The organism is Leifsonia sp. NPDC058248 (assembly GCF_042881905.1).
GTDB lineage: Bacteria > Actinomycetota > Actinomycetes > Actinomycetales > Microbacteriaceae > Leifsonia.
This window is the reverse complement of the sequence record NZ_JBHVXB010000005.1, coordinates 280019-299945: the sequence shown is the minus strand read 5'-3', so window position 1 is coordinate 299945 and position 19927 is coordinate 280019. Positions and strand designations below refer to the sequence as shown.

Below are 19927 nucleotides of genomic sequence, written 5' to 3'. Positions count from 1 at the left end.
CGTCTGCGTGAACGGCTCCACTGTCACCTCGCTTGTCAAGGACGTTGCCCTTCAGTATGGCGGTTGGCCCGGGCGATCATCCGTTGCCCTGGTAGTTCTGCGTGTACGGATGCCCGTTCGCGGTCACCGTGATCGTCAGTGTCTCGGGCAGGCCGTCCGGCACGACGCAGCTGGCGGTCTGGCCGGCCGCCGGCATCGGCAGGGGGGCCTCGCCGCAGCTGTAGGTCACCGCGTCGTACGAGCCGGTCGGCCAGCCCGTCCAGGTGAATGTGCGGCTGGGGGCGTCGTAGTTCAGCCCGCTGAGCTCGGTGCTGACCGCAACCCCGAGGGTCTGGCTGTACGTCTCGCCCTGCGGGGAGCACACCCGCGACCCGCCGGGGTAGGTCTCACAGATCCGGTCGATCACGAGCGTCAGGTTCGTTCCGTAGTGCTGTCCGCCCGCGCCGACGAGCACGCCGCTGGTGCCGCCGAGCGTGTCCGACTCCACGACGCCGTTGTCGCCCACGATCCGGTAGGCCACTGCCGTGTTCGCGCCACCGCTTCCCGGGGTGTAGTCGAGACCGTCGAGGTTGAAGTCCCACCGGCCGGAGCCGTTGCCGACCAGAGCCGCCGAGATGCTCGCGTGGGTCGCCATGGTGGGAGCCTGCCGCGGTGTCGCCGTGACGACTGCGGCGGGGGTGCATCCCTGGCCGTTGTACGCGTAGACGATGAACGAGTAGTTGTGGTTGGGGTGGAGGCCCGAGAACGACATGGACCCGCCGGTGGTCGGCGACAGGCCGGCGTCGACGTGCGGCACCGGGCTGCCGCTCTCCACGCCGGTGACCGTGCAGCCGGGCGCTGCGCCTTCGTAGACGCCGGCGTAGTACTGGGTGATCGAGGCGCCGTTGTCTCCGAAGACGCCGGGCCAGCTGAGGATGGCCGTCGTGCCGTCGGTCAGGCTCGGCGTGGCGACGGGCGCGGTTCCGGTGAGCAGCGGGGGGCCCGCAGGCACGCCGCTCCCCTGCGCCTGGTTCCAGGTCGTGCGCCCGGCGTAGAAGTCGTTGCGCGACGCGACGGTGAACCCGATCGCGGCACCGTTGGCGATGCCGGGGTCGGTGACGTTCAGCGCATAGGAGGTTCCCACGGCGTCCCCGCGGCCGACCGACAGTGATGCCGTCACGCCCCCGACGACGATGAGGTAGGAGGTGATGGGGCTCGAGCCCGGCACGTCGGCCGGCTTGTTCCAGGTGAACCGGAGACCGTGATCGAGGGGCAGGGTCGACACGCCGGCCGGAGCCGCGGGGATGACATCGGACCACACGCCCTCCGCGTACGACGTCGGGTCGGAGAGCCCGAGCGCGTTGCGGGCGGCGACCGAGACGTGCACCGCATTGTCCGGACCGTTCCCGGGGGTCGGCACCACGCAGGTCGTGGTGGTGCACGTCGTCGTCGACACCAGCTGTCCCGTCGCCGCCCGGGTGACCGTGACCTCGAAGCCGGTGATCGGCGAGTTGTTGAACGCTCCGGGGATCCAGGAGAACGTCAGTGCGCGGTCGGCGAACGCCAGGACCTGCACGTTCGACACGGGCGACGGGCGGTCCTGCACCGAGACCGTGACGGTGCCCCACGCATCCCGGTCGGCGTCGCCGGTCGCATCCGCCACCTCGTACTGCAGCGTGGTGTCGGCGGGCGCGGCGTCGGACGCGACGGTGACCGTGAGGGTCGAGTTGTCGGCGCTCGGAGTGATCGACACCCCGGCGGGGAGGTTGGCGCTGTTGAGTCCGCGCACCCCGACGACGCGCAGCGGCTTGCCCGGGAACGGGTTCGTGGCCTCGTCGTTCTGCAGCACGTCGACGACGGTGGTCTTGCCGCGCGGTGCGATGACCTTGTCGGCCTGCGGGCTGGCCAGCGGCCGCGTCGACGGGACGACATTGAGGTCGATGCGTCCCGCCTGCCCGGCGTTGACCGCGTCTTTCACACCGATCGAGATCGACGGATGCGCGCCCTTGGCCGTTCCCTCGTCCACCGAGATCGTCAGCTTGTCGCCGTTGAGGGAGAGACCGACGCCCTCGGGCTTCGGATCCTGCACGGTGTATGTGAGCTCGCCCCGGTCGTTCGCGTACGGGTAGCTGGTCAGCTTCGTCAGGTCGACGGTCTTCGACTGCCCCGGCTCGAAGTCGATGAGCGCACCGGTGAACACCGGCGGCTGGTTCTGCCGCGGGGTGACTGTGATCGGCAGCACGATGGTGGCGACGTTGCCGTTCGGGTCGGTGGCGGACGACCCGTCGGTGACCTGGAACGAGATGGACGCCGGCCCGAAGTACCGCGAGCCGCTGGTGAACTGGAGCGTGTCGCTGTTGACCACCAGGTCGTCGCCGTTGCCGTGCGTCGCCCGCACGGTCGCCGCGTCGGTGAGCCGCACCTTGCGGTTGCCGACGGCCACGATGTAGTCGTTCAGGTGGATGGTGAGGGTCTTCTCGCTCGAGACCGACAGCTTCGGCGCCCCGCGCTTCACCTGGGGAAGCGCGTCGTCGTAGCCGGGGACCCGCACGAAGGCGTAACCCGAGATGGTCTCGTCGTCGGGGTTGGACACCTTGAACGGGATGATCTGGCTCTTCGCGGTGATGGCCACCCGGATGCGCTTGCCGGACGTCACCTGCGCGGAGTGCGTGTACCCGGGCACGACCTGCAGGACCAGGCTCGACACCGGGCCGTCGGCGAAGAACACGTTGGCGAGCACGTTGACGTTCACCTGGTCTTTGCCGAGGATGTCCGACAACCCGAGCACGGTGTCGTCGGCGATCGGGCGCGCGAGCGGCGCGTTCTTGCTCACGGTCACGCGCACGAAGTTCTCGCTGGAGCCTCCTCGCGCGTTCTGGATCGTGTAGAGGAAGCTGTACGTCGCCTCCAGCTTGGGCGCCGTCACCACCACGAGGTCGCCCTTGATGGTGGCGCGGGCCTTGCCGTCGAGCGAGGCGACATGCGTGACGTTCAGCGGGCTGCCATCCGGATCGCTGTCGTTGGCGAGCACCTGGATCGAGAGCGTCTTGCCGGGACGCACAGTCACGTCGTCTTCGATCGCCACCGGATTGCGGGCCCCGTCTACGCGGGCGGCGATGCCCACGCGCACGGTTCCGGTCGCCCGGGAGCCGAGCGCGTCGACCACCGCGTAGGTGAACGTGTCCGTGCCCGCTGCGTACTCCCCGGCCTGGAAGTCCATCCAGTCGGGCCCGGACGCGATGACGGCGCCCTTCTGCGGGTTGGTCTCCTGTCCGATGAACTGCACGGAGTCGCCGTCGGGGTCGATGCCGGAGAGCGGGATGGTCACCCGCACGACGTCGCCGGCGAGCACGCGCGCCGTGACGGTCTTCGGCACCGGCGGGTTGTTGGTGGCCTCGTCGCGCTCGCGCACCGAGATGTTCACGTCGGCCGTCGCCCATTGCCCGTCCTCCCCGACCACCCGGTAGGCGGCCGTGAAGTTGCCGGGCTTCGAGGGGGCCAGGTAGCGCAGCCCGTCCCCGCTCGCGAACAGCAGTCCGGCGCCGGACGGGAGCGGCGTCGCGAGTTTCGGGTCCAGCGTCAGCGTGTCGCCGTCGGGCTGCACGTCGTTGGCCAGCACGGGGATGTCGACGACGTCGCCGACACGCACGGAGACGGCATCCGGTGCGGCGATCGGTGGCTGGTGCACGGTGAGCGGCGGCAACTGCACCACGGTCACGGTTCCCTCGGCCTCGGCGAGCCCGTTGCTCAGCCGGTAGTGGAAGTCGATGGGGGCGTCGAGCGGGCGGTTGAGGGTCACGCGCAGCGTCCGCTGTCCGAGGATCTCGACGCGCACGCCCGACGCGACGGGCGGCGGCGTGACGCCGGTGACGAGGAGCACGCCGCCCGACGGGTCGATGTCGGTGGAGAGCACGTCGACGTCCTGCGTCGTCTGCTCGCGGATGAAGGCGGTGTGCGGCACCGGGATGGGCGCGGTGTTCGCCCCGGGCGGCGCCTTGACGTCGATCCGGACGGTGCCGGTGGTGGTGATCACCCCGTCGGTGACGGTGTACTCGATGTTGTGGGTGCCGACCTGACCGCTGTCGAAACGGAAGCTGCCGCCCTGGTAGTCGGGCGTGAGCGTCGCGTCGGCCTTGGTCGGGACATTGCTCAGGCGCACGGTACCGGTTCCGCCGCGCACGTGCGCGAGCGGCTTCACCGTCACCTCCTGGTCTTGGTAGGCGAGCACCGCGAAGGGGTCGGCGATGATCGGCACCTGGCCCGGCGGCCGGACCGTCACGGCCAGCGTGCCCGTACCTTGCGCGCGCGCGTCGGAGACGATCAGCGACACGTCCTTCAGCGTTCCGCCCTTCGCGTGGTCGGAGAAGGCGACCTGGCCCTGCGGGGTGAACGTGACGGTGTCGGGGCCCGCGACCGTCGCTCCCGCGAGGAAGAAGGAGTCTCCGTCGGGGTCGTAGCAGTCGCCGAGCACCTGGCTGCTCACCCGGCCGCCCGTCTGCACCACGGCCTTGGCGGTCCGGGTGCAGACCGGAGGCGAGTTCTCGGCGGCCGTCCGCACCGCGACGACGACGTGGGCGGTCGCGGTCCCGCCGCGCCCGTCGGAGATGGTGTAGTCGAACGCGATCGTGCCGGTGGCCGATTCGGGGAGCGTGATCTGCAGCTGCTGGTTGCTGTTGGTGAGCTCCAGGATGCCGCGCTGCTGCGGGATCGAGGTGAACGAGTCGATGACGAGCACATCGCCGTTCGGATCGTAGTCGTTCAGCAGCACCGGCAGCGGCGTCACGCGACCCGGGCGTGCTCCGAACCGGTCGGCGACGGCGACGGGCTGCTGCTGCTGCTTCTCGTACTCCGGCGCGGTGTCCTGCTTGTTCTGGTCGACCAGCTCTTTGGTTCTGTCTTTGGTGACCAGCTCGTCCCAGTTGTCGATGCGCGTGTTGCCGCTCTGCACCGCCCAGGCGACACCGGACTTCGCGTCGTTCACCACGACCCTGTCCCCGTTGACGCGGAACGCGAGCGCCGCGCCGGACGGAACCGCGCTGAGCGTTCCGCGCTGACCGGACCCGCTGCCGGAGCATTCGCGCCAGGTCGATCCTCCTGACCAGGCGGCGTAGGTGCAGTCGCCGACGACGACGGGTGCGGCAGGGGCCCCGGATGCTCCCGCGACCGCCGCACTCGGCGCCGAGCCGTCGAAGGGGACCTCGACGAGGCCGGCCGACGTGCCGATCCAGACCGCGCTCCCGGTGGCGCTCGGCTGCTGCAGCACCGCGTCGCTGCCGGAGGCGACGACGCCGGAGAGGTCGATCGTGCGGCCGGAGAGGTAGAGCGTGCGCTGGTCGGGGTCGAGCAGCGCCCATTTTCCGCCCACGACCGTGAGGGTGTCGTTCTTACCGTCGCCGGTGGTCGGAACCTTCGTCGACGTCGTCGAGGGCTCGTCCCCGCTGGTGTCGATGCGCGTGACGGTCCGGGTGTCGGGCAGGAACGCGTAGAGCACCCCGTTCGTGTCCATCGCCGTCGTCGCCTGACCGCCCAGGTCGATCGTGGCCGCCGAGCCGGCGTTGAACTCCTCCAGCTGCTTCACCGTCGTCAGCCAGACCTGCCCGGTGGTCTCGGAGACCAGCGCGACATGGTCGCCCGACAGGTGCACGCGGGGATTGCGGGGAGGCAGGGCCACGCTCTTGCCGGCCTCGCTGGTGGCGGGGTCGACGACCGCGACCGTGTTGGTCTCCTTGTCGACGATCAGCACGTTGCCGCCGTCCTGCGCCACGTCGAGGGCCTCGCCCGTGCCGGAGACCACGGAGTTCAGCTTGTCGATCTCCGTGTTCGCCCGGCCGATGGCCTTCTTGGCGTCGCTCGCCACCCAGACGGCGGCGTCGCCCAGATCCATGCGCTGCGCGCTGTAGCCGCCCGACACCACCGCGAGCGTCGTCACCAGGGCGACGACAGCCGTTCCGCTCGTCGCCGTGGCGGCGAGCGACTTGTGGGCGGCCAGCCATTTCCACATCAGCCGCTCACCCGCTCGACGCACTTCTGCCCGCTCGGCTCGCCGGTCTTGCCGTCGCGGTTGACGGTGACCGTCACGCAGACGGTCTCGCCCTGCTTGGCATCGACCCGGAACTCGGTGGCGTGCTGCACGCTGGGCGGCTGATCGCCGACCGCCACCTGATACGTGTCGTCCGGTTGAAGGCCGGGATCGCTCCAGGTGAAGACGATGGTCTCGCTCGCCACCCGCCCGGAGAGGTCGCGCACGGTGGGGATCTCGGTGCTGGCCGAGACCTTCACCAGCACGAAGATCGCCGTGATCGCGAGGGCGACGACAAGCACCGCGCAGGCGGCGACCGAGAGCACGAGCGCTCGCGACCAGCGCGGCGGGGCGGGGGCCTGAGCGCTCGGGCTGCTCCCGATGCTCTCCCGCACGACGGTGCGGCCTGACCCGCGCGTCACGGTCTGCGTCGTGGACTGCCGTCGGCGGCGGCGGAGCCCGGACGGGTCGACGGAGACCACGCCCTTGATGCGAGTTCGGTCCTCCGGATCGTCGGCCGTGGCGAGCGCCCAGTCGTCCATCGCCACTTCGATGGGCGTCTGCGGCAGGCCCAGCTCCGTCTCCACGGCCTGCAGTTCGCGGATGAACTCGAGAACGCTCCGCTGGCGGGCCGACGGCTTCTTCGACATCGACCTCGCCAGCACCTGCTCGAGTCGGGCGGGCACGTCGGGCCGGTCGATCGGCTGCGGTCTCCCCTTCGTGATCCGCTGGATGAGCTCCGACGAGGTGTTCTCCTTGCCCGGCACCTCGAACGGCGAGCGCCCCGCCAGCAGGGAGTAGATGGTGGCGCCGAGCGCCCACACTTCGCTGGCGATCGTGCCGCTCGTCTCGTCGAGCAGCACCTCGGGCGCAGACCACGGGATGGACAGGCCGATCGCCTCGGTCACATCGGCCTCGCCGAGCGTCGCGGCGATGCCGAAATCGCTGAGAACCGGATGCCCGTAAGCGGTCGAGAGGATGTTGGAGGGCTTGATGTCGCGGTGCAGCACGCCGGCACGGTGGGCGGTCTCGACGGCGCTGGCGATGCGCACGCCGACGCTCAGCGCCTCCGGAACGGACAAGGGCTCGGTGCGGTAGCGCTGGCCGATGGCCGCGGAGCAGAGCTCCATCACGAGGTAGGGCCGGCCGTCGGCCGACACGCTCGCCTGGTACACGGTGAGGATCGACGGATGCGTGCTGAGCTGCGCCATGAGGTTGGCCTCGGCCTGGAACATCTGCTTGACGTGGCTCGTGACCACCTCGGCAAGCATCACCTTGACGGCGACCTGACGGCGGGGCATGTTCTGCTCGTAGAGGAACACGTCGGCGAATCCGCCCGAGCCGAGCACCCGGACGTAGGAGAAACCGGGGAGATTGGGCGGTTGTGAGGGCAGACGTCGCGCCATATCGCCTCCCGGTTCGACTCGTGCACCCGCAGATGCTGGTTTCGTGGTCTCAGGTCCGCCTCGCGCCGCCGCACGGGCCCCTCGGCAATCGTTCCACCATTGTAGGCAGCGCCCCCTGGGCCTCCGGTGCCTTCCTCCCAGACTGGGGACAACTCACCCACCCCCAAGTCGGGGGACAAGAACCGGGTTACATCTCCGCTTCAGCGCCGCATCAGCGCCGTCTCAGCGCCGCCTCAGCGCCGCTTCAGTGGCGGCGAGCGGCGCGGCGGGACACTCCCTCGCGGTGCGACCCGCTCTCCGGCGTCGCGAGCACGTCGACGACCACGACGGTCACGTTGTCTCGCCCGCCGTTGCCGAGCGCCGCATCCATCAGCTGCTGGGCCGCGTCGAGCGGCGACGTGCCCTCGCCGAGGAAATGACGGATGCCGTGTTCGGTCAGTTCTTTGGTGAGACCGTCCGAGCAGACCAGCAGACGGGCGCCCGCCACGATCGGAAGCAGGAAGTAGTCGGGCACCGGGTCTTCGTTGAACCCGACCGCGCGCGTGATCACGTTGCTGTGCGGGTGCACCTCCGCCTCGGCCGGTGTGATCGCGCCGGCGTCGATGAGCTCCTGCACGATCGAGTGGTCGACCGTGAGCTGCTCCAGCGAGCCGTCGCGGTAGCTGTAGACGCGCGAGTCGCCGATGTTGAACACGAGCCAGTACGGGTTGCCGTCGACCAGGGTGAGCGCGATGCCCGTCACCGTCGTGCCGGTGCCGAGATCGGTGTGCCCGACGCCGCGCCCCATGTCGTCGACCGCTGCGCGCAGAGCGGAGGTGAGGGCCTCCTCCCCGACGAAGTCCACCCTGACCTTCTCTGCGAGTCTGGTCACGACGGCGGCGCTGGCGAAGTCACCCGCCGTGTGGCCGCCCATCCCGTCGGCCACGGCGAAGATCGGCGACCGCGCGAGCAGGCTGTCCTCGTTCACCGAGCGGCGATACCCTTTGTCGCTGAGCGCCGCCCACGCGAGGCTGATACGCGCGTCAGTTGCACCAGGCACGACCACGTTGTGGCGTCTGTTGCTGCGACCGATCTGGGTCACTCGCGTCCTCTTCTTATCCGGTCAGGCGAATCGTCGTTCACGATTCCCCCGGTGCGGCGGTGATCTCGATGATATTACCGTCGCCGATCTCGACACGCGTGCCAGGCAGCACGACCAGCGATTGACCGGGGCGCATTCGCGCAGTCGGCCCGCCGGCCGGAGTCACCGTCGTGCCGTTCGTCGAGCGCAGGTCGGTGATCACCACGGCGTCCCCCGACTGCTCGATGAGCACGTGGGTCGACGACACCTGATGCTCGGGCGACGGGACCGCGATGAGGCGCGGTTCCGCACCGGATGCGACGCGCAGCGGGGCGGGACGCCGGCCGATCAGCACGGGCACGTCGAGGGCCAGGATGTCCCCCGATCCGACCCGGATGGCGAAGCGGCCCGGCGGCAGGACGACCGGGTCCGGCTGTGTCGCCGGAGGCTCTGCGTCGGTCGCCCACGAAGCCCGGGACTCGGGCGTGTCGGACGGCGGCTCGATGTCGACGGCGCCCGGAAGCTCGTGCGGCGCCGACGCCGGCTCAGCCCCTGCGTGGAGGGCGTCTGCGCCGACGGCGGCTTCCGCCCCTCCGTGGCCGAACAGGCTGGCTCCCCCACGGGCCCGGATGACGGTGTCGTCGATCGGCGCGGCGGACTCGACGGCTCCGCGGGCATCCGGAGCGTCTGCAGCCTTCTGGACGCTCGGAGTCCTCGGAACGGACGGGATCGGCGTCGACGACCAGGCCAGCAGCTCGCCGTCGACCACACCGCTGCCGAGCGGCAGCGACCCCGCGCCCGCTCGCGCGACCGGGGCGGTCGGAAGGTCGTCACCGCCGAGCACCAGCCCCGTGACGGAGCGGAACTCGGCGAGCACCCAGGGCTGGACGCCCGCCGCAGTGAAACGCCGCGAACCGCCGACGGAGAAGACGTCGATCGCGGCGGAGCCGCGCACGACCGCGGTCACCAGGACCTCGTTCGCGGCGTTCGGCTCGCCCAGTTCGGCGACGGCGAACGACCGCACGGCATCCGGCCCGGTCAGCGGGAAGGCGCCGACCACCGACTCGATGGTGGCCAGCTCGGAACGGGCCAGCCACCACACGGAGTCGAGGATCTCGTCGGAGACCGTGCTGTCGAACACGGCGACGAACCGCAGACCGGCCACGAACAGCCAGCGAGACGGCGCGCCCGACGGGGCGTACCTGGTGAAACCGGGGGTCACCTCGGCGTCCTCCCGATTTCAGACGATGGTCACGAGCCGATGTAGCTCATGACGTGCTTGATCCGAGTGTAATCTTCGAAGCCGTACGCCGAGAGGTCCTTGCCATAGCCGGAGTGCTTGAACCCTCCGTGCGGCATCTCGGCCACCAGCGGGATGTGGGTGTTGATCCACACGCAGCCGAAGTCGAGGCCCTTCGCCATGCGCATCGCCCGGCCGTGGTTCTGTGTCCACACCGACGACGCGAGACCGTACTGCACGCCGTTCGCGAACCGCAGCGCCTGCTCCTCGTCGCGGAACTTCTGCGCCGTGATCACCGGCCCGAAGATCTCGTTCTGCACGGCCTCGTCGTCCTGCACGAGGTCGGAGACGATGGTCGCCTCGTGGAAGTAGCCCCTGTCGCCCTGGCGGTGGCCGCCGAGCGCGATGGTCGCGTGGTCGGGAAGCCGCTCGATGAACCCCTGGACGCGCGCGAGCTGGTCGCCGCTGGAGAGAGCGCCGAACAGGATGTCCTCGTCGCGCGGGGCCCCTGTCTTGGCGTTGTCCCTCGCGTACTCGGCGAGCGCTGCCACGAACTCGTCGTGGACGCCCTCCTGCACGAGAACACGGGTGGCCGCCGTGCAGTCCTGGCCGGCGTTGTAGAAGCCCGCGGTCGCGATGCCCTCGGCCGCCGCAGCGATGTCTGCGTCGTCGAAGACCACGACGGGCGCCTTGCCGCCGAGCTCCAGGTGGACCCGCTTGAGGTCGACGGCCGCGGATCCCGCGACCTCCATGCCGGCGCGCACCGAGCCGGTGATCGACACCATCTGCGGGATGCGGTCGGCCACGAGGGCGCGGCCGGTGTTCCGGTCGCCCGTGATCACGTTGAAGGCGCCCGCCGGGAAGAACTCGGAGGCGATCTCGGCCATGAGCAGCGACGACGACGGGGTCGAGTCGCTGGGCTTGAGCACGACCGTGTTCCCGGCGGCAAGAGCCGGAGCGATCTTCCAGATGGCCATCATCATCGGGTAGTTCCAGGGCGTCACCTGCCCGATCACTCCGATGGGCTCGCGCCGGATGAACGACGTGTGGTCTTTCATGTACTCGCCGGCGGACTTGCCTTCGAGGTTGCGTGCGGCGCCGGCGAAGAATCGCACCTGATCGACCATCACCTCGACCTCGTCGGCCACGATCCCGGCGCGCGGCTTGCCGGTGTCGCCGACCTCGATGTCGGCGAGCTCCTCGGCCCGCTCCTCGAGCGCGTCGGCGAACTTGAGGAGCGCCAGCTGCCGCTCACCCGGCGTGGTGTCGCCCCAGGTCTCGAAGGCCTCTGCGGCCGCCCGGTACGCGTTCGCCACATCCGCTTCGGTGGACACCGGGGTCGTAGCGAAGACCTCTTCCGTCGCGGGGTCGACGATGTCGAGGCGCTCCGTCGCGCTCGAGTCGACGTAGCCGCCGCCCACGAAGTTCTTCAGTTCTCGGATGCTCATGGCAGTCCCTCTCCAGCTTTTCCGCGTTGGTCCTGGGCCCGGAGTGCTGCACGACACCCGCGTCGCCCGCCGGGCTCGAACGACCCGACGAGGCGACCATACCTCGAATTCATCTGGAATGGGATGTTAGCGCGAGGGAGAACGGCGTACCCGGGCAGGAGACCGACTCGATCACATCGGGCGGCAGGATGCTCCCCGCGCCGAGAGCCGGGTCGGTCGACACCATCACGCGGCCCACTTCGTTGACGAGCGACACGGGCCGTTCGATGGCCAGCAGCGCCGGCAGCAGTTCGCGTTCCAGCCGTTTGACGAGGATGTCGGCGCCGACGACCCCGATCATCCCGCCCTCGACCTCGACCGGCGCCGTGATCGTGATGATGTAGTCGCACGCGCACAAGTGGTCGACATAGGGGCCGGTGATGTGCGTCTGATGCGTCGACTCCGGGATGCGGTACCACTCCAGCGAGCGGAAGTCGCGCAGATAGTCGGCGTGGTTGCGCGTGGCGAGGTCGAGCTTGGCCGGCTCGGTCGTCGCACCGAAGACGGGGTTCGCCTCGAGCGGCCCGAGCCACCACGCGAAGTGAACGTCACGCCCGCGGACCAGCTCCGGCGAGGCGATGAAGCCGGCTCCGATCAGCAGCGGGTCGTCGGCGGCGAGGGCGGGCACGACGAGGGCGCGCACGCGTTCGTCGAGGCGCGCCGCGGTCGTCTCGGCGGTTCCATCGCTCAGGATGCCCGTGCGCCAGTCGCCGAGCTGGGCGACGACGCGATCGAAGAGCGAGCCGATGACCGCAGCACTGCCGACGAGGGCAGCACTGCCGGCCAGCGCCCCACCACCGCCGGCGCGCGCTGTTCGGGTCTCAACCATCGATGTCCCCTCCGCGCTCGATCCGCACCTTCGCGGCGAGCAGCCATTCGGCGATCGCCCGGACCATCGCGGTCACGAGGGAGCGGGCCACCGGACCATCGCGCCGAGCGACGGCCTCGGCCACGGCCCGAGCGGACTCCGCCGTGCGTTCACGCAGGCCGGCGTCGATCATCCCGGCCCAGAGCAGCGGGCCGAACTCCGCCTGCAGCCGGATCTGCTCGCGCACCAGGCGCGTCGACTGGCTCAGCACGGCCAGTTCGAGGAAGAAGCCCCCGGCGTTGCGTCGCGCCTCCGCCGCCGAGCCGAAGTCGGCCGTGGTCAGCCACGCGCGCAGTCGCTCGTCGTCCGACGGCGTCGACCGCTCGGCGGCGCGATCGGCGCAGCCCGCGGCGATCGTCGCGACGTAGACCGCCAGGTCGGAGATCTCCACCTGCGACAGGGTGTGGAGCCGCGTCGCCAGCAGGGCTCCGTGCTGCGTGCCGGCGCCGATGACGAAGCTTCCGCCGTCGCGGCCGCGCCTGGTCTCGACGAGCCCCGCTTCGCGGAGCATCCCGAGCCCTTCTCGCGCCGTCACGAGCGCGACACCGAAGCGCCTGGCCAGTTCCGATTCGCTCGGCAGCCGCTCGCCGGGGGTGAGCACCCCCAGCACGATCGCGTCGGTCAGGCGTTGCGCCACCTGCTCGGAGCGGCCGGTGTCGGAGAGCTGCGCGAAGACGGCGTCGCGTGCCCCGGGCGCCGCACGGGTCGGGCCCGTCACGCTCGTCACGAGCGCGCACCGCCCATCGGAACCGTAGCCGTTGCCATGCCTTCACCCTAACGCGCCGATAATCATGCGGTATAGGATGAATTCAGGACCAGCGGCGGCCCACCGGATGCCCCGTCGGAGCGGACGGAGGGGCTCATGGACGGGCGGATGCACGCTGAGAGCCCGGGCGACCAGGGCACTGAAGGGCCCGATACGGAGGACCTTCACGTCGGATCACGCGGCGTCGGACCGCTCGCCGGGATCCGCGTCGCCGACTTCTCCCGGGTGCTCGCCGGTCCGTACGCGACCATGATGCTCGCGGACTTCGGCGCCGACGTGATCAAGATCGAGAGCCCCGACGGAGACGACACCCGCTCCTGGCTGCCGCCGGTCGACGCGGCCGGCGAGTCGACCTACTTCGCCGCCGTGAACCGCAACAAGCGGTCGATCGTCTGCGATCTGCGCACGGATGCCGGACTCGCCGAGGCGCGACGGCTCGCCTCGGCCGCCGACGTCGTGATCGAGAACTTCCGGCCGGGCGTAATGGAGCGCTTCGGCCTCGACGAGGCGACCCTGCGCGCCGCCGATCCCGGCCTGATCTACTGCTCGATCACCGGGTTCGGCCGCGGAGACGGCGCTGAGCTCGCCGGCTACGACCTCCTCGTGCAGGCGGTCGGCGGGCTGATGAGCATCACCGGGAGCCCGGACGGCGGCCCCACCAAAGTCGGCGTCGCCCTCGTGGATGTGCTGACCGGCCTCAACGCCTTCTCTGGCATCCTGCTCGCCCTGCGCGAGCGCGAGCGCACCGGGCTCGGCCAGCGGATCGACGTCGACCTGCTGACCTCGTTGCTGGCGGCGCTGACCAATCAGGCGTCGAGCACCCTGGCCACCGGGGTCTCGCCGCACCGGATGGGGAACGCGCACCCCAGCATCGCGCCGTACGAGGTGTACCGCGCGGCCGATCGGGAGCTCGCGATCGCGGTCGGGAACGATCGCCAGTTCCGCGACTTCGCGACGGTGCTCGGCCGCCACGGCCTGGCCGACGACACCCGTTTCGCGACGAACGCGGACCGGGTGGGCAACCGGGAGACGCTGCGGGCGCTCGTCGAGGAGGCGCTCGCCGGTCGCACCGCCGCCGAGTGGGTCGACGCCTGCGCTGCGGCGCGGGTGCCTGCCGGACCGGTGAACACGATCGGGGAGGCGTTCGACTTCGCGGCCCGGCTCGGCCTCGACCCGACCGTGCGCATCGACGACCAGGCGAGCGGACGGGTCGCCGTACAGCCGGCCAATCCGATCCACCTCTCCCGGAGCACGGCCGGATACCACTCGGTGGCGCCGCTGCTCGGCGAGCATCCGGGAGCCGGCTGGCCGGAACCCTACCACCGCACCCACCCCCACACGACGGAAGAAGGACGACCGTGAGCTCACGGCTCCACGAAGCATTCAGCATCGACCACCTGCTCACCGACGAGGAGCTCGCCTGGCGCGAGAAGGCACGCGCCTTCGCCACCGAGCGCATCCTTCCGACGGCCGAGCAGGACTTCGAAGACAAGTACTTCCGCACCGAGTTCGTCGCCGAACTCGGTGCGCTCGGCTTCCTCGGCATGCACCTGAAGGACGACGGATGCGCGGGCGCCGGAGCGGTCAGCTACGGCCTCGTGTGTCACGAGCTGGAGGCGGCCGACAGCGGCTGGCGCACCTTCGTGTCGGTGCAGGGCTCCCTCGCTATGAGCGCGATCTCCAAATTCGGCTTCGACGAGCAGAAGAGCACCTGGCTGCCCGCGATGGCCCGCGGCGAGAAGATCGGCTGCTTCGCGCTCACCGAGCCGACCGGCGGCAGCGACCCCGCCGCCATGGACACCACTGCCCGGCGCGTCGGCGACGACTGGGTCATCGCCGGCCGCAAGCGCTGGATCGGCCTGGCCGCGATCGCCGACATCGCCGTGGTGTGGGCGAACACCGACGAGGGGGTGCGCGGCTTCCTCGTGCCGACGTCGACCGCCGGCTTCACCGCCACGAAGATCGACGGCAAGCTCTCGATGCGCTCCTCCATCCAGTGCGATGTCGTGCTCGACGACGTGCGCGTTCCCGGCGAGGCGATCCTCCCCGGCGCCCACGGCCTCTCCGGGCCGTTCAGCTGCCTCAACGAGGCCCGGTACGGGATCGTCTGGGGTGCGATGGGCGCCGCGCGCTCGTGCATCGAAGTCGCGATCGACCGGTCGACCAGCCGCGAGGTCTTCGGCAAGCCGATCGGGGCGACCCAGCTCATCCAGGCCAAGCTCGCCGACATGCTGGTCGAGTACGAGAAGGGGGTGCTGCTCGCGCTCCATCTCGGCCGGCTCAAGGAGAACGGTGCGCTGACCCCGACGCAGATCAGCGTCGGCAAGCTCAACAGCGTGCGCGAAGCGCTGGCGATCGCACGCGAAGCGCGCACCATCCTGGGCGGCGACGGGATCACGAGCGAGTTCCCCGTGATGCGCCACATGGCCAACCTCGAATCCGTGCGGACCTACGAGGGCACCGACGAGATCCACACCCTGGTGCTCGGCCGCGCCCTCACCGGCCTGGCGGCGTTCGCATGAGCGTCGCGGAGACGGTCGAGCGCGCGGCCGCGAGCGGCTTGCCGTCGACGGCACGGGACGACCGTGCGCGGTGGCTGGAGGCACTCGCCTCCGCGCTGGAGACCGAACGCTTCGAGTTGGTGCGGATCGCGGCGGCGGAGACCCACCTGAGCGACGCGCGCCTCGACGGTGAGATCACGCGCACGGCGGCGCAGCTGCGGTTCTTCGCGGACGTCGCCCGCGACGGCGCCTACCTCGAGGCGACGCTCGACGCCCCCGACCCGTCGGCCGTTCCGCCGCGGCCCGACCTGCGGCGGATGCTCCGTCCGCTCGGGCCGGTCGCCGTCTACGCGGCGTCCAACTTCCCGTTCGCGTTCTCGGTGCTCGGCAACGACACCGCGTCCGCGCTCGCTGCAGGATGCCCGGTCGTGGTGAAGGCGCATCCCGGGCATCCGGAGCTGTCGCGGCGCACCGCCGAGCTGGCGTCGCGGACGCTGGACGCGGCGGGGGCGCCCGCGGGTGCCTTCGGACTCGTCGAGGGTCTCGACGCCGGAGTCGAGCTGGTTCAGCATCCGGCGATCGCCGCGGCCGGCTTCACCGGCTCGGAACGCGGCGGCCGGGCGCTGTTCGACCTGGCGGCCGCGCGCGAGCGACCCATCCCCTTCTACGGCGAACTCGGGAGCATCAACCCGGTCGTCGTCACGGAAGCCTCGGCCCGGGAACGGGCGGCCGCCATCGCCGCTGGGCTCGTCGGCTCGTTCACCCGGGATGCCGGCCAGTACTGCACCAAGCCGGGACTCGTGTTCGTGCCGGCGGGCTCCGGGGTCGAGGACGCCGTGGACGCAGCCCTGTCGACCGTGATCCCGCAGCAGCAGCTGACCGACGGGATGACGACGGCCTTCACGAACGGGGCTGCGGCGTTCGCCGCGCGCGACGACGTGCACGTGCTCGGCGGGAGTGAACTCCCCGGCTCCTCCCCCACGGTCGTCGTGACCGACGCAGAAGCCTTCACGGCCGACCCCCGGCCGTTCCTCACCGAGTGCTTCGGACCGCTCACGGTGCTCGTGCGCTACCGGGGGCCCGACGAGCTCGACCGGTCGATCGCCGCCCTCGACTCGTCCCTCACGGCCACGATCCACCGCGGCGCCGACGAGGACGTGTCACGGCTCACGGCCGCACTCGCCCGTGTCGCGGGCCGAATCGTCTTCGACGGCTGGCCGACCGGGGTCGCCATCGCCTGGGCGCAGCACCACGGCGGATCCTGGCCGGCCACGACGGCGTCGGTGCACACCTCGGTGGGGGCGACGGCGATCCGCCGATTCCTCACCCCGATCGCCTACCAGGACGCCCCCGAGTCGTCGCTCCCCGCCGAGCTGCGCACCGGCAACCCGCTCGGCATCCCGCGTCGCGAGCATCCGTGAACCGCGGGCGCTGACCCGGGACGTACAGGCACGCCGAACGGCCCGGCACGGAGATCCGTGCCGGGCCGCAGCCGTTGCGTCGAACCGCTCAGCCGCGCCGCGCGCGCAGCAGCTCGGCGACCTGGATGGCGTCGCCCTCGGGGGCATCCGACTTGCGATCGGGCCGCGCGAGGAACAGATACAGCAGGCCGGTGCCGGCCACGATGCCGAGCCCGATCAGCACGATCCAGTCGTTCAGCACGTTGCCGCTGTGACCCGGCCACGCGAGGAGCAGCATCGCAGCCACCCCGTAGACGAGCGCGATCACATTGATCACGAAGCCGGTCCGCGCGAGGCTGAACGGTCCAGCCGGCCGCCAGCCCTTGATCCGCTGCCGCAGCGAGGCGAGCACGACCGACTGGAACGCCACGTAGATGCCGAGAACGGCGAAGGCAGTGATCTGGTTCAGCAGACCGTCCGGACCGACGTAGATGATCAGCGTGATCAGCACCGGGATGCTGCACGCGACGATCAGGGCGTTCACCGGCACCTTGCTGCGAGGCGAGACCTTCGCGAGCCAACGGTGCCCGGGGAGCATCCCGTCACGCGCGAACGAGAAGAGCAGACGGCTCGCGGCAGCCTGCAGACTCAGCACGCACGACAGGAACGCGGTGAGGGCGACGACCAGGAAGATCTTGGCGCCGACCGGCCCGAGGGTGGCCTGCAGGATCCCCGGGATCGGGTCGGTGTCCTTGCCCGAGACGATGCTCTGCAGGTCGGGGGCGGCCATCACGTAGCCGCCGAAGGCGAGCAGCGCGGACACGCCGCCGACGAGGATCGTCAGCACCATGGCCCGCGGGATGCGCCGTGCCGGGTCGGCGACCTCTTCGGCGACGTCGCCGCACGCCTCGAAGCCGTAGAAGAGGAACAGGCCGGCCAGCGCGGCTCCGAGGAACGCCGCGACGTACGAGCCGTTGCCTTCGACGCCCATCGTGTTGAAGAAGATCCCGAAGTCCTGCTTGCGCTGGAAGATCAGCAGGTACAGCCCCACCGCGATCACGCCGATGAGCTCGGCCCCGAGACCGATGCGGGCGACCCGTCCCAGCATCTTCGTGCCGGAGAAGTTCAGCCCGAGCGCCACCACGAGGAACAGCACCGTGAGGACGAGCGTCACCTCCTTGGTCACCGGGATGTCGAACAGGCTCGCGAGGAACCCGCTGCCGTACGCGGCCACCGCGGTGATCGTGACGATCATCGCCCAGATGTAGACCCAGGCGGCCATCCACGCGTAGCGCTTGCCCCAGAGCCGCCGGGTCCAGGGGTAGATGCCGCCGTGGATGGGGTACTGCGACACGACCTCGCCGAACACGAGCGACACAGTGAGCTGCCCCGCGCCGACGATCACGAGCCAGAAGATCGAGGGCGGGCCACCGGTGGCCAGGGCCGTGGCGAACAGGGAGTAGACGCCGACGAGCGGCGAGAGATAGGTGAATCCGAGCGCGAAATTCGCCCAGAGCGTCATCGAGCGGTTGAACGAGTCTTCGTAGCCGAGCACCGCGAGGTGCTCGCCGTCCCCGAGATGCTCGGACGTGGTTGGTTCAGCGGACATTGTGCCCTTTCGGGTGATGTGAGGAGCCGGCGATCGCCTTCGATCGCGCACACATCGTCGTGTGCGATCACAACCTAGTCGAAAGAACGCTCGCAAACCTATAGAACAGGATGATTAAAAAACTGTCCCGCTCGAAGGCTCACACCACCTCACCCGATATAGCTCATCACGTGCTTGATGCGCGTGTAGTCCTCGAATCCGTACATCGACAGATCCTTGCCGTAGCCGGAGTGCTTGAAGCCGCCGTGCGGCATCTCCGCGACGATCGGGATGTGCGTGTTGATCCACACGCACCCGAAGTCGAGGCCCTTCGCGAACCGCATCGCGCGGCCGTGATCCCGGGTCCACACCGATGACGCCAGGCCGTACTGCACGCTGTTCGCCCACCGGAGCGCCTCCGCCTCGTCCGTGAACTTCTGAACGGTCTGCACCGGCCCGAAGATCTCGTTCTGCACCGCCTCGTCGTCCTGCCGCAGTCCGGACACGATGGTCGCCTCGTAGAAGTAGCCCCGGTCGCCCTGCCGGTGGCCGCCGAGCCGCACCTCGGCGTGGTCGGGGAGGCGGTCGACGAAACCGCTCACCTGGGCGAGCTGGTTCGCGTTGTTCAGCGGGCCGAACAGGATGCCGTCCTCACGCGGCCCGCCAGTGCGCGCGTTCGCGCGGGCGTACTCGGCGAGGGCGGCGACGAACTCGTCGTGGACGCCCTCCTGGACGAGCAGCCGGGTCGCGGCCGTGCAGTCCTGACCGGCGTTGAAGTAGCCGGCGGCCACGATTCCTTCGACGGCCTGCTGAACATCGGCGTCGTCGAAGACGATCACAGGCGCCTTGCCGCCGAGCTCCAGGTGCACGCGCTTGAGGTCGAAGGAGGCGGCACGCGCAACCTCCATGCCCGCCCGCACGGAGCCGGTGATCGAGATGAGCTGCGGGATCGGGTCCTCCGTCATAGCCGCGCCCGTCGAGCGGTCGCCGGTGACCACGTTGAGAACGCCCGCGGGCAGGAACTCCGCGGCCACCTCGGCGAGCAGCAGGGTCGACAGCGGCGTCGTGTCCGACGGCTTCAGCACCGTCGTGTTGCCCGCGGCGAGCGCCGGCGCGAACTTCCAGACCGCCATGTTCAGCGGGTAGTTCCACGGGGTCACCTGGCCGACGACGCCGATCGGCTCGCGACGGACGAACGACGTGTGGTCCTTCAGATACTCCCCCGCCGACCGGCCCTCCAGGTTGCGGGCGGCGCCGGCGAAGAACCGGATCTGGTCGACGGACAGCAGGATCTCGTCGTCGACGAGGGTCGCGCGCGGCTTGCCGGTGTCCTGCGACTCCAGGTCGGCGAACTCCTCGGCACGCTGCTCCATCGCGTCCGCGATGCGGAACAGGGCGAGCTGGCGCTCCGCCGGGGTCGTCTCCCCCCACACGCCGAAGGCGCCCTGAGCGGCCCGGTACGCCTCGGCGACATCCTCGGAGGTGGAGACCGGCGACGTCGCGTACACCTCCTCGGTCGCGGGGTCGACGAGCGGGATGCGATCGGAGGAGCGCGAGTCGACATAGCGGCCGTCGACGAAGTTGCGGAGTTCACGCGAAGTCATGCCGGGAGT

At 70.2% G+C, this 19927-nt stretch carries 12 protein-coding genes; 3 read left to right on the top strand and 9 right to left on the bottom strand.

The genetic code is table 11. From position 1 onward, the window contains the following. Positions 1 to 76: 76 nt before the first annotated feature. From ACFVV5_RS10700 to ACFVV5_RS10670, 7 genes are all read right to left on the bottom strand, one after another. Complete coding sequence (locus ACFVV5_RS10700) at positions 77 to 5980, bottom strand: Ig-like domain-containing protein (RefSeq protein WP_387243165.1); 5904 nt, start codon at positions 5978 to 5980, stop codon at positions 77 to 79. After that, on the bottom strand, positions 5980 to 7404 hold the full coding sequence (locus ACFVV5_RS10695) for a serine/threonine-protein kinase (RefSeq protein WP_387243161.1): 1425 nt from the start codon (positions 7402 to 7404) through the stop codon (positions 5980 to 5982). The genes ACFVV5_RS10700 and ACFVV5_RS10695 overlap by 1 nt, the downstream gene beginning before the upstream one ends. Positions 7405 to 7648: 244 nt before the next feature. Beyond that, the gene (locus tag ACFVV5_RS10690; RefSeq protein ID WP_387243158.1) at positions 7649 to 8485 is read right to left on the bottom strand and encodes a PP2C family protein-serine/threonine phosphatase; all 837 of its coding nucleotides are present in this window, start codon (positions 8483 to 8485) and stop codon (positions 7649 to 7651) included. Between the two features lie 37 nt (positions 8486 to 8522). After that, positions 8523 to 9686, bottom strand: a complete 1164-nt coding sequence (locus ACFVV5_RS10685) for an FHA domain-containing protein (protein WP_387243154.1) — start codon at positions 9684 to 9686, stop codon at positions 8523 to 8525. Positions 9687 to 9715: 29 nt separating this feature from the next. Next, positions 9716 to 11152 carry a gamma-aminobutyraldehyde dehydrogenase gene (locus ACFVV5_RS10680; protein WP_387243151.1) on the bottom strand — a complete coding sequence of 479 codons (1437 nt, stop codon included), beginning with the start codon at positions 11150 to 11152 and terminating at the stop codon, positions 9716 to 9718. Between the two features lie 109 nt (positions 11153 to 11261). Further along, positions 11262 to 12020 carry a cache domain-containing protein gene (locus ACFVV5_RS10675; RefSeq protein ID WP_387243148.1) on the bottom strand — a complete coding sequence of 253 codons (759 nt, stop codon included), beginning with the start codon at positions 12018 to 12020 and terminating at the stop codon, positions 11262 to 11264. Then, the gene (locus ACFVV5_RS10670; protein WP_387243145.1) at positions 12013 to 12786 is read right to left on the bottom strand and encodes a FadR/GntR family transcriptional regulator; all 774 of its coding nucleotides are present in this window, start codon (positions 12784 to 12786) and stop codon (positions 12013 to 12015) included. Before ACFVV5_RS10670 ends, ACFVV5_RS10675 begins: the two co-directional genes overlap by 8 nt. Positions 12787 to 12933: 147 nt before the next feature. Here ACFVV5_RS10670 and ACFVV5_RS10665 point away from each other — a divergent pair, with 147 nt between their 5' ends. Genes ACFVV5_RS10665 through ACFVV5_RS10655 form a run of 3 tightly spaced genes read left to right on the top strand, consistent with a single transcriptional unit; the run spans position 12934 to position 16747 of the window. Continuing rightward, on the top strand, positions 12934 to 14187 hold the full coding sequence (locus tag ACFVV5_RS10665; RefSeq protein WP_387243142.1) for a CaiB/BaiF CoA transferase family protein: 1254 nt from the start codon (positions 12934 to 12936) through the stop codon (positions 14185 to 14187). Next, positions 14184 to 15347 (top strand): acyl-CoA dehydrogenase family protein, encoded by a 1164-nt coding sequence (locus ACFVV5_RS10660; protein ID WP_387243139.1) that lies wholly within the window; start codon positions 14184 to 14186, stop codon positions 15345 to 15347. Before ACFVV5_RS10665 ends, ACFVV5_RS10660 begins: the two co-directional genes overlap by 4 nt. Then, complete coding sequence (locus ACFVV5_RS10655; protein WP_387243136.1) at positions 15344 to 16747, top strand: aldehyde dehydrogenase family protein; 1404 nt, start codon at positions 15344 to 15346, stop codon at positions 16745 to 16747. Before ACFVV5_RS10660 ends, ACFVV5_RS10655 begins: the two co-directional genes overlap by 4 nt. An 88-nt stretch (positions 16748 to 16835) precedes the next feature. On the opposite strand, the gene ACFVV5_RS10650 is transcribed toward ACFVV5_RS10655, so the two are convergent. Both ACFVV5_RS10650 and ACFVV5_RS10645 read right to left on the bottom strand, forming a co-directional pair. Next, a complete protein-coding gene (locus ACFVV5_RS10650) occupies positions 16836 to 18335 on the bottom strand; it encodes an APC family permease (RefSeq protein WP_387243133.1) in 1500 nt (499 codons plus the stop codon). A gap of 149 nt (positions 18336 to 18484) precedes the next feature. Then, entirely contained in the window at positions 18485 to 19918 is a 1434-nt protein-coding gene (locus tag ACFVV5_RS10645) for a gamma-aminobutyraldehyde dehydrogenase (protein WP_387243130.1), read from the bottom strand. Positions 19919 to 19927: the final 9 nt, after the last annotated feature.

Coding starts and splice junctions, on each gene's coding strand:
- ACFVV5_RS10700 (WP_387243165.1), bottom strand. CDS start 5,980: ATGTGGAAATGGCTGGCCGCCCACAAGTCGCTCGCCGCCACGGCGACG.
- ACFVV5_RS10695 (WP_387243161.1), bottom strand. CDS start 7,404: ATGGCGCGACGTCTGCCCTCACAACCGCCCAATCTCCCCGGTTTCTCC.
- ACFVV5_RS10680 (WP_387243151.1), bottom strand. CDS start 11,152: ATGAGCATCCGAGAACTGAAGAACTTCGTGGGCGGCGGCTACGTCGAC.
- ACFVV5_RS10675 (WP_387243148.1), bottom strand. CDS start 12,020: ATGGTTGAGACCCGAACAGCGCGCGCCGGCGGTGGTGGGGCGCTGGCC.
- ACFVV5_RS10665 (WP_387243142.1), top strand. CDS start 12,934: ATGCACGCTGAGAGCCCGGGCGACCAGGGCACTGAAGGGCCCGATACG.
- ACFVV5_RS10655 (WP_387243136.1), top strand. CDS start 15,344: ATGAGCGTCGCGGAGACGGTCGAGCGCGCGGCCGCGAGCGGCTTGCCG.
- ACFVV5_RS10650 (WP_387243133.1), bottom strand. CDS start 18,335: ATGTCCGCTGAACCAACCACGTCCGAGCATCTCGGGGACGGCGAGCAC.
- ACFVV5_RS10645 (WP_387243130.1), bottom strand. CDS start 19,918: ATGACTTCGCGTGAACTCCGCAACTTCGTCGACGGCCGCTATGTCGAC.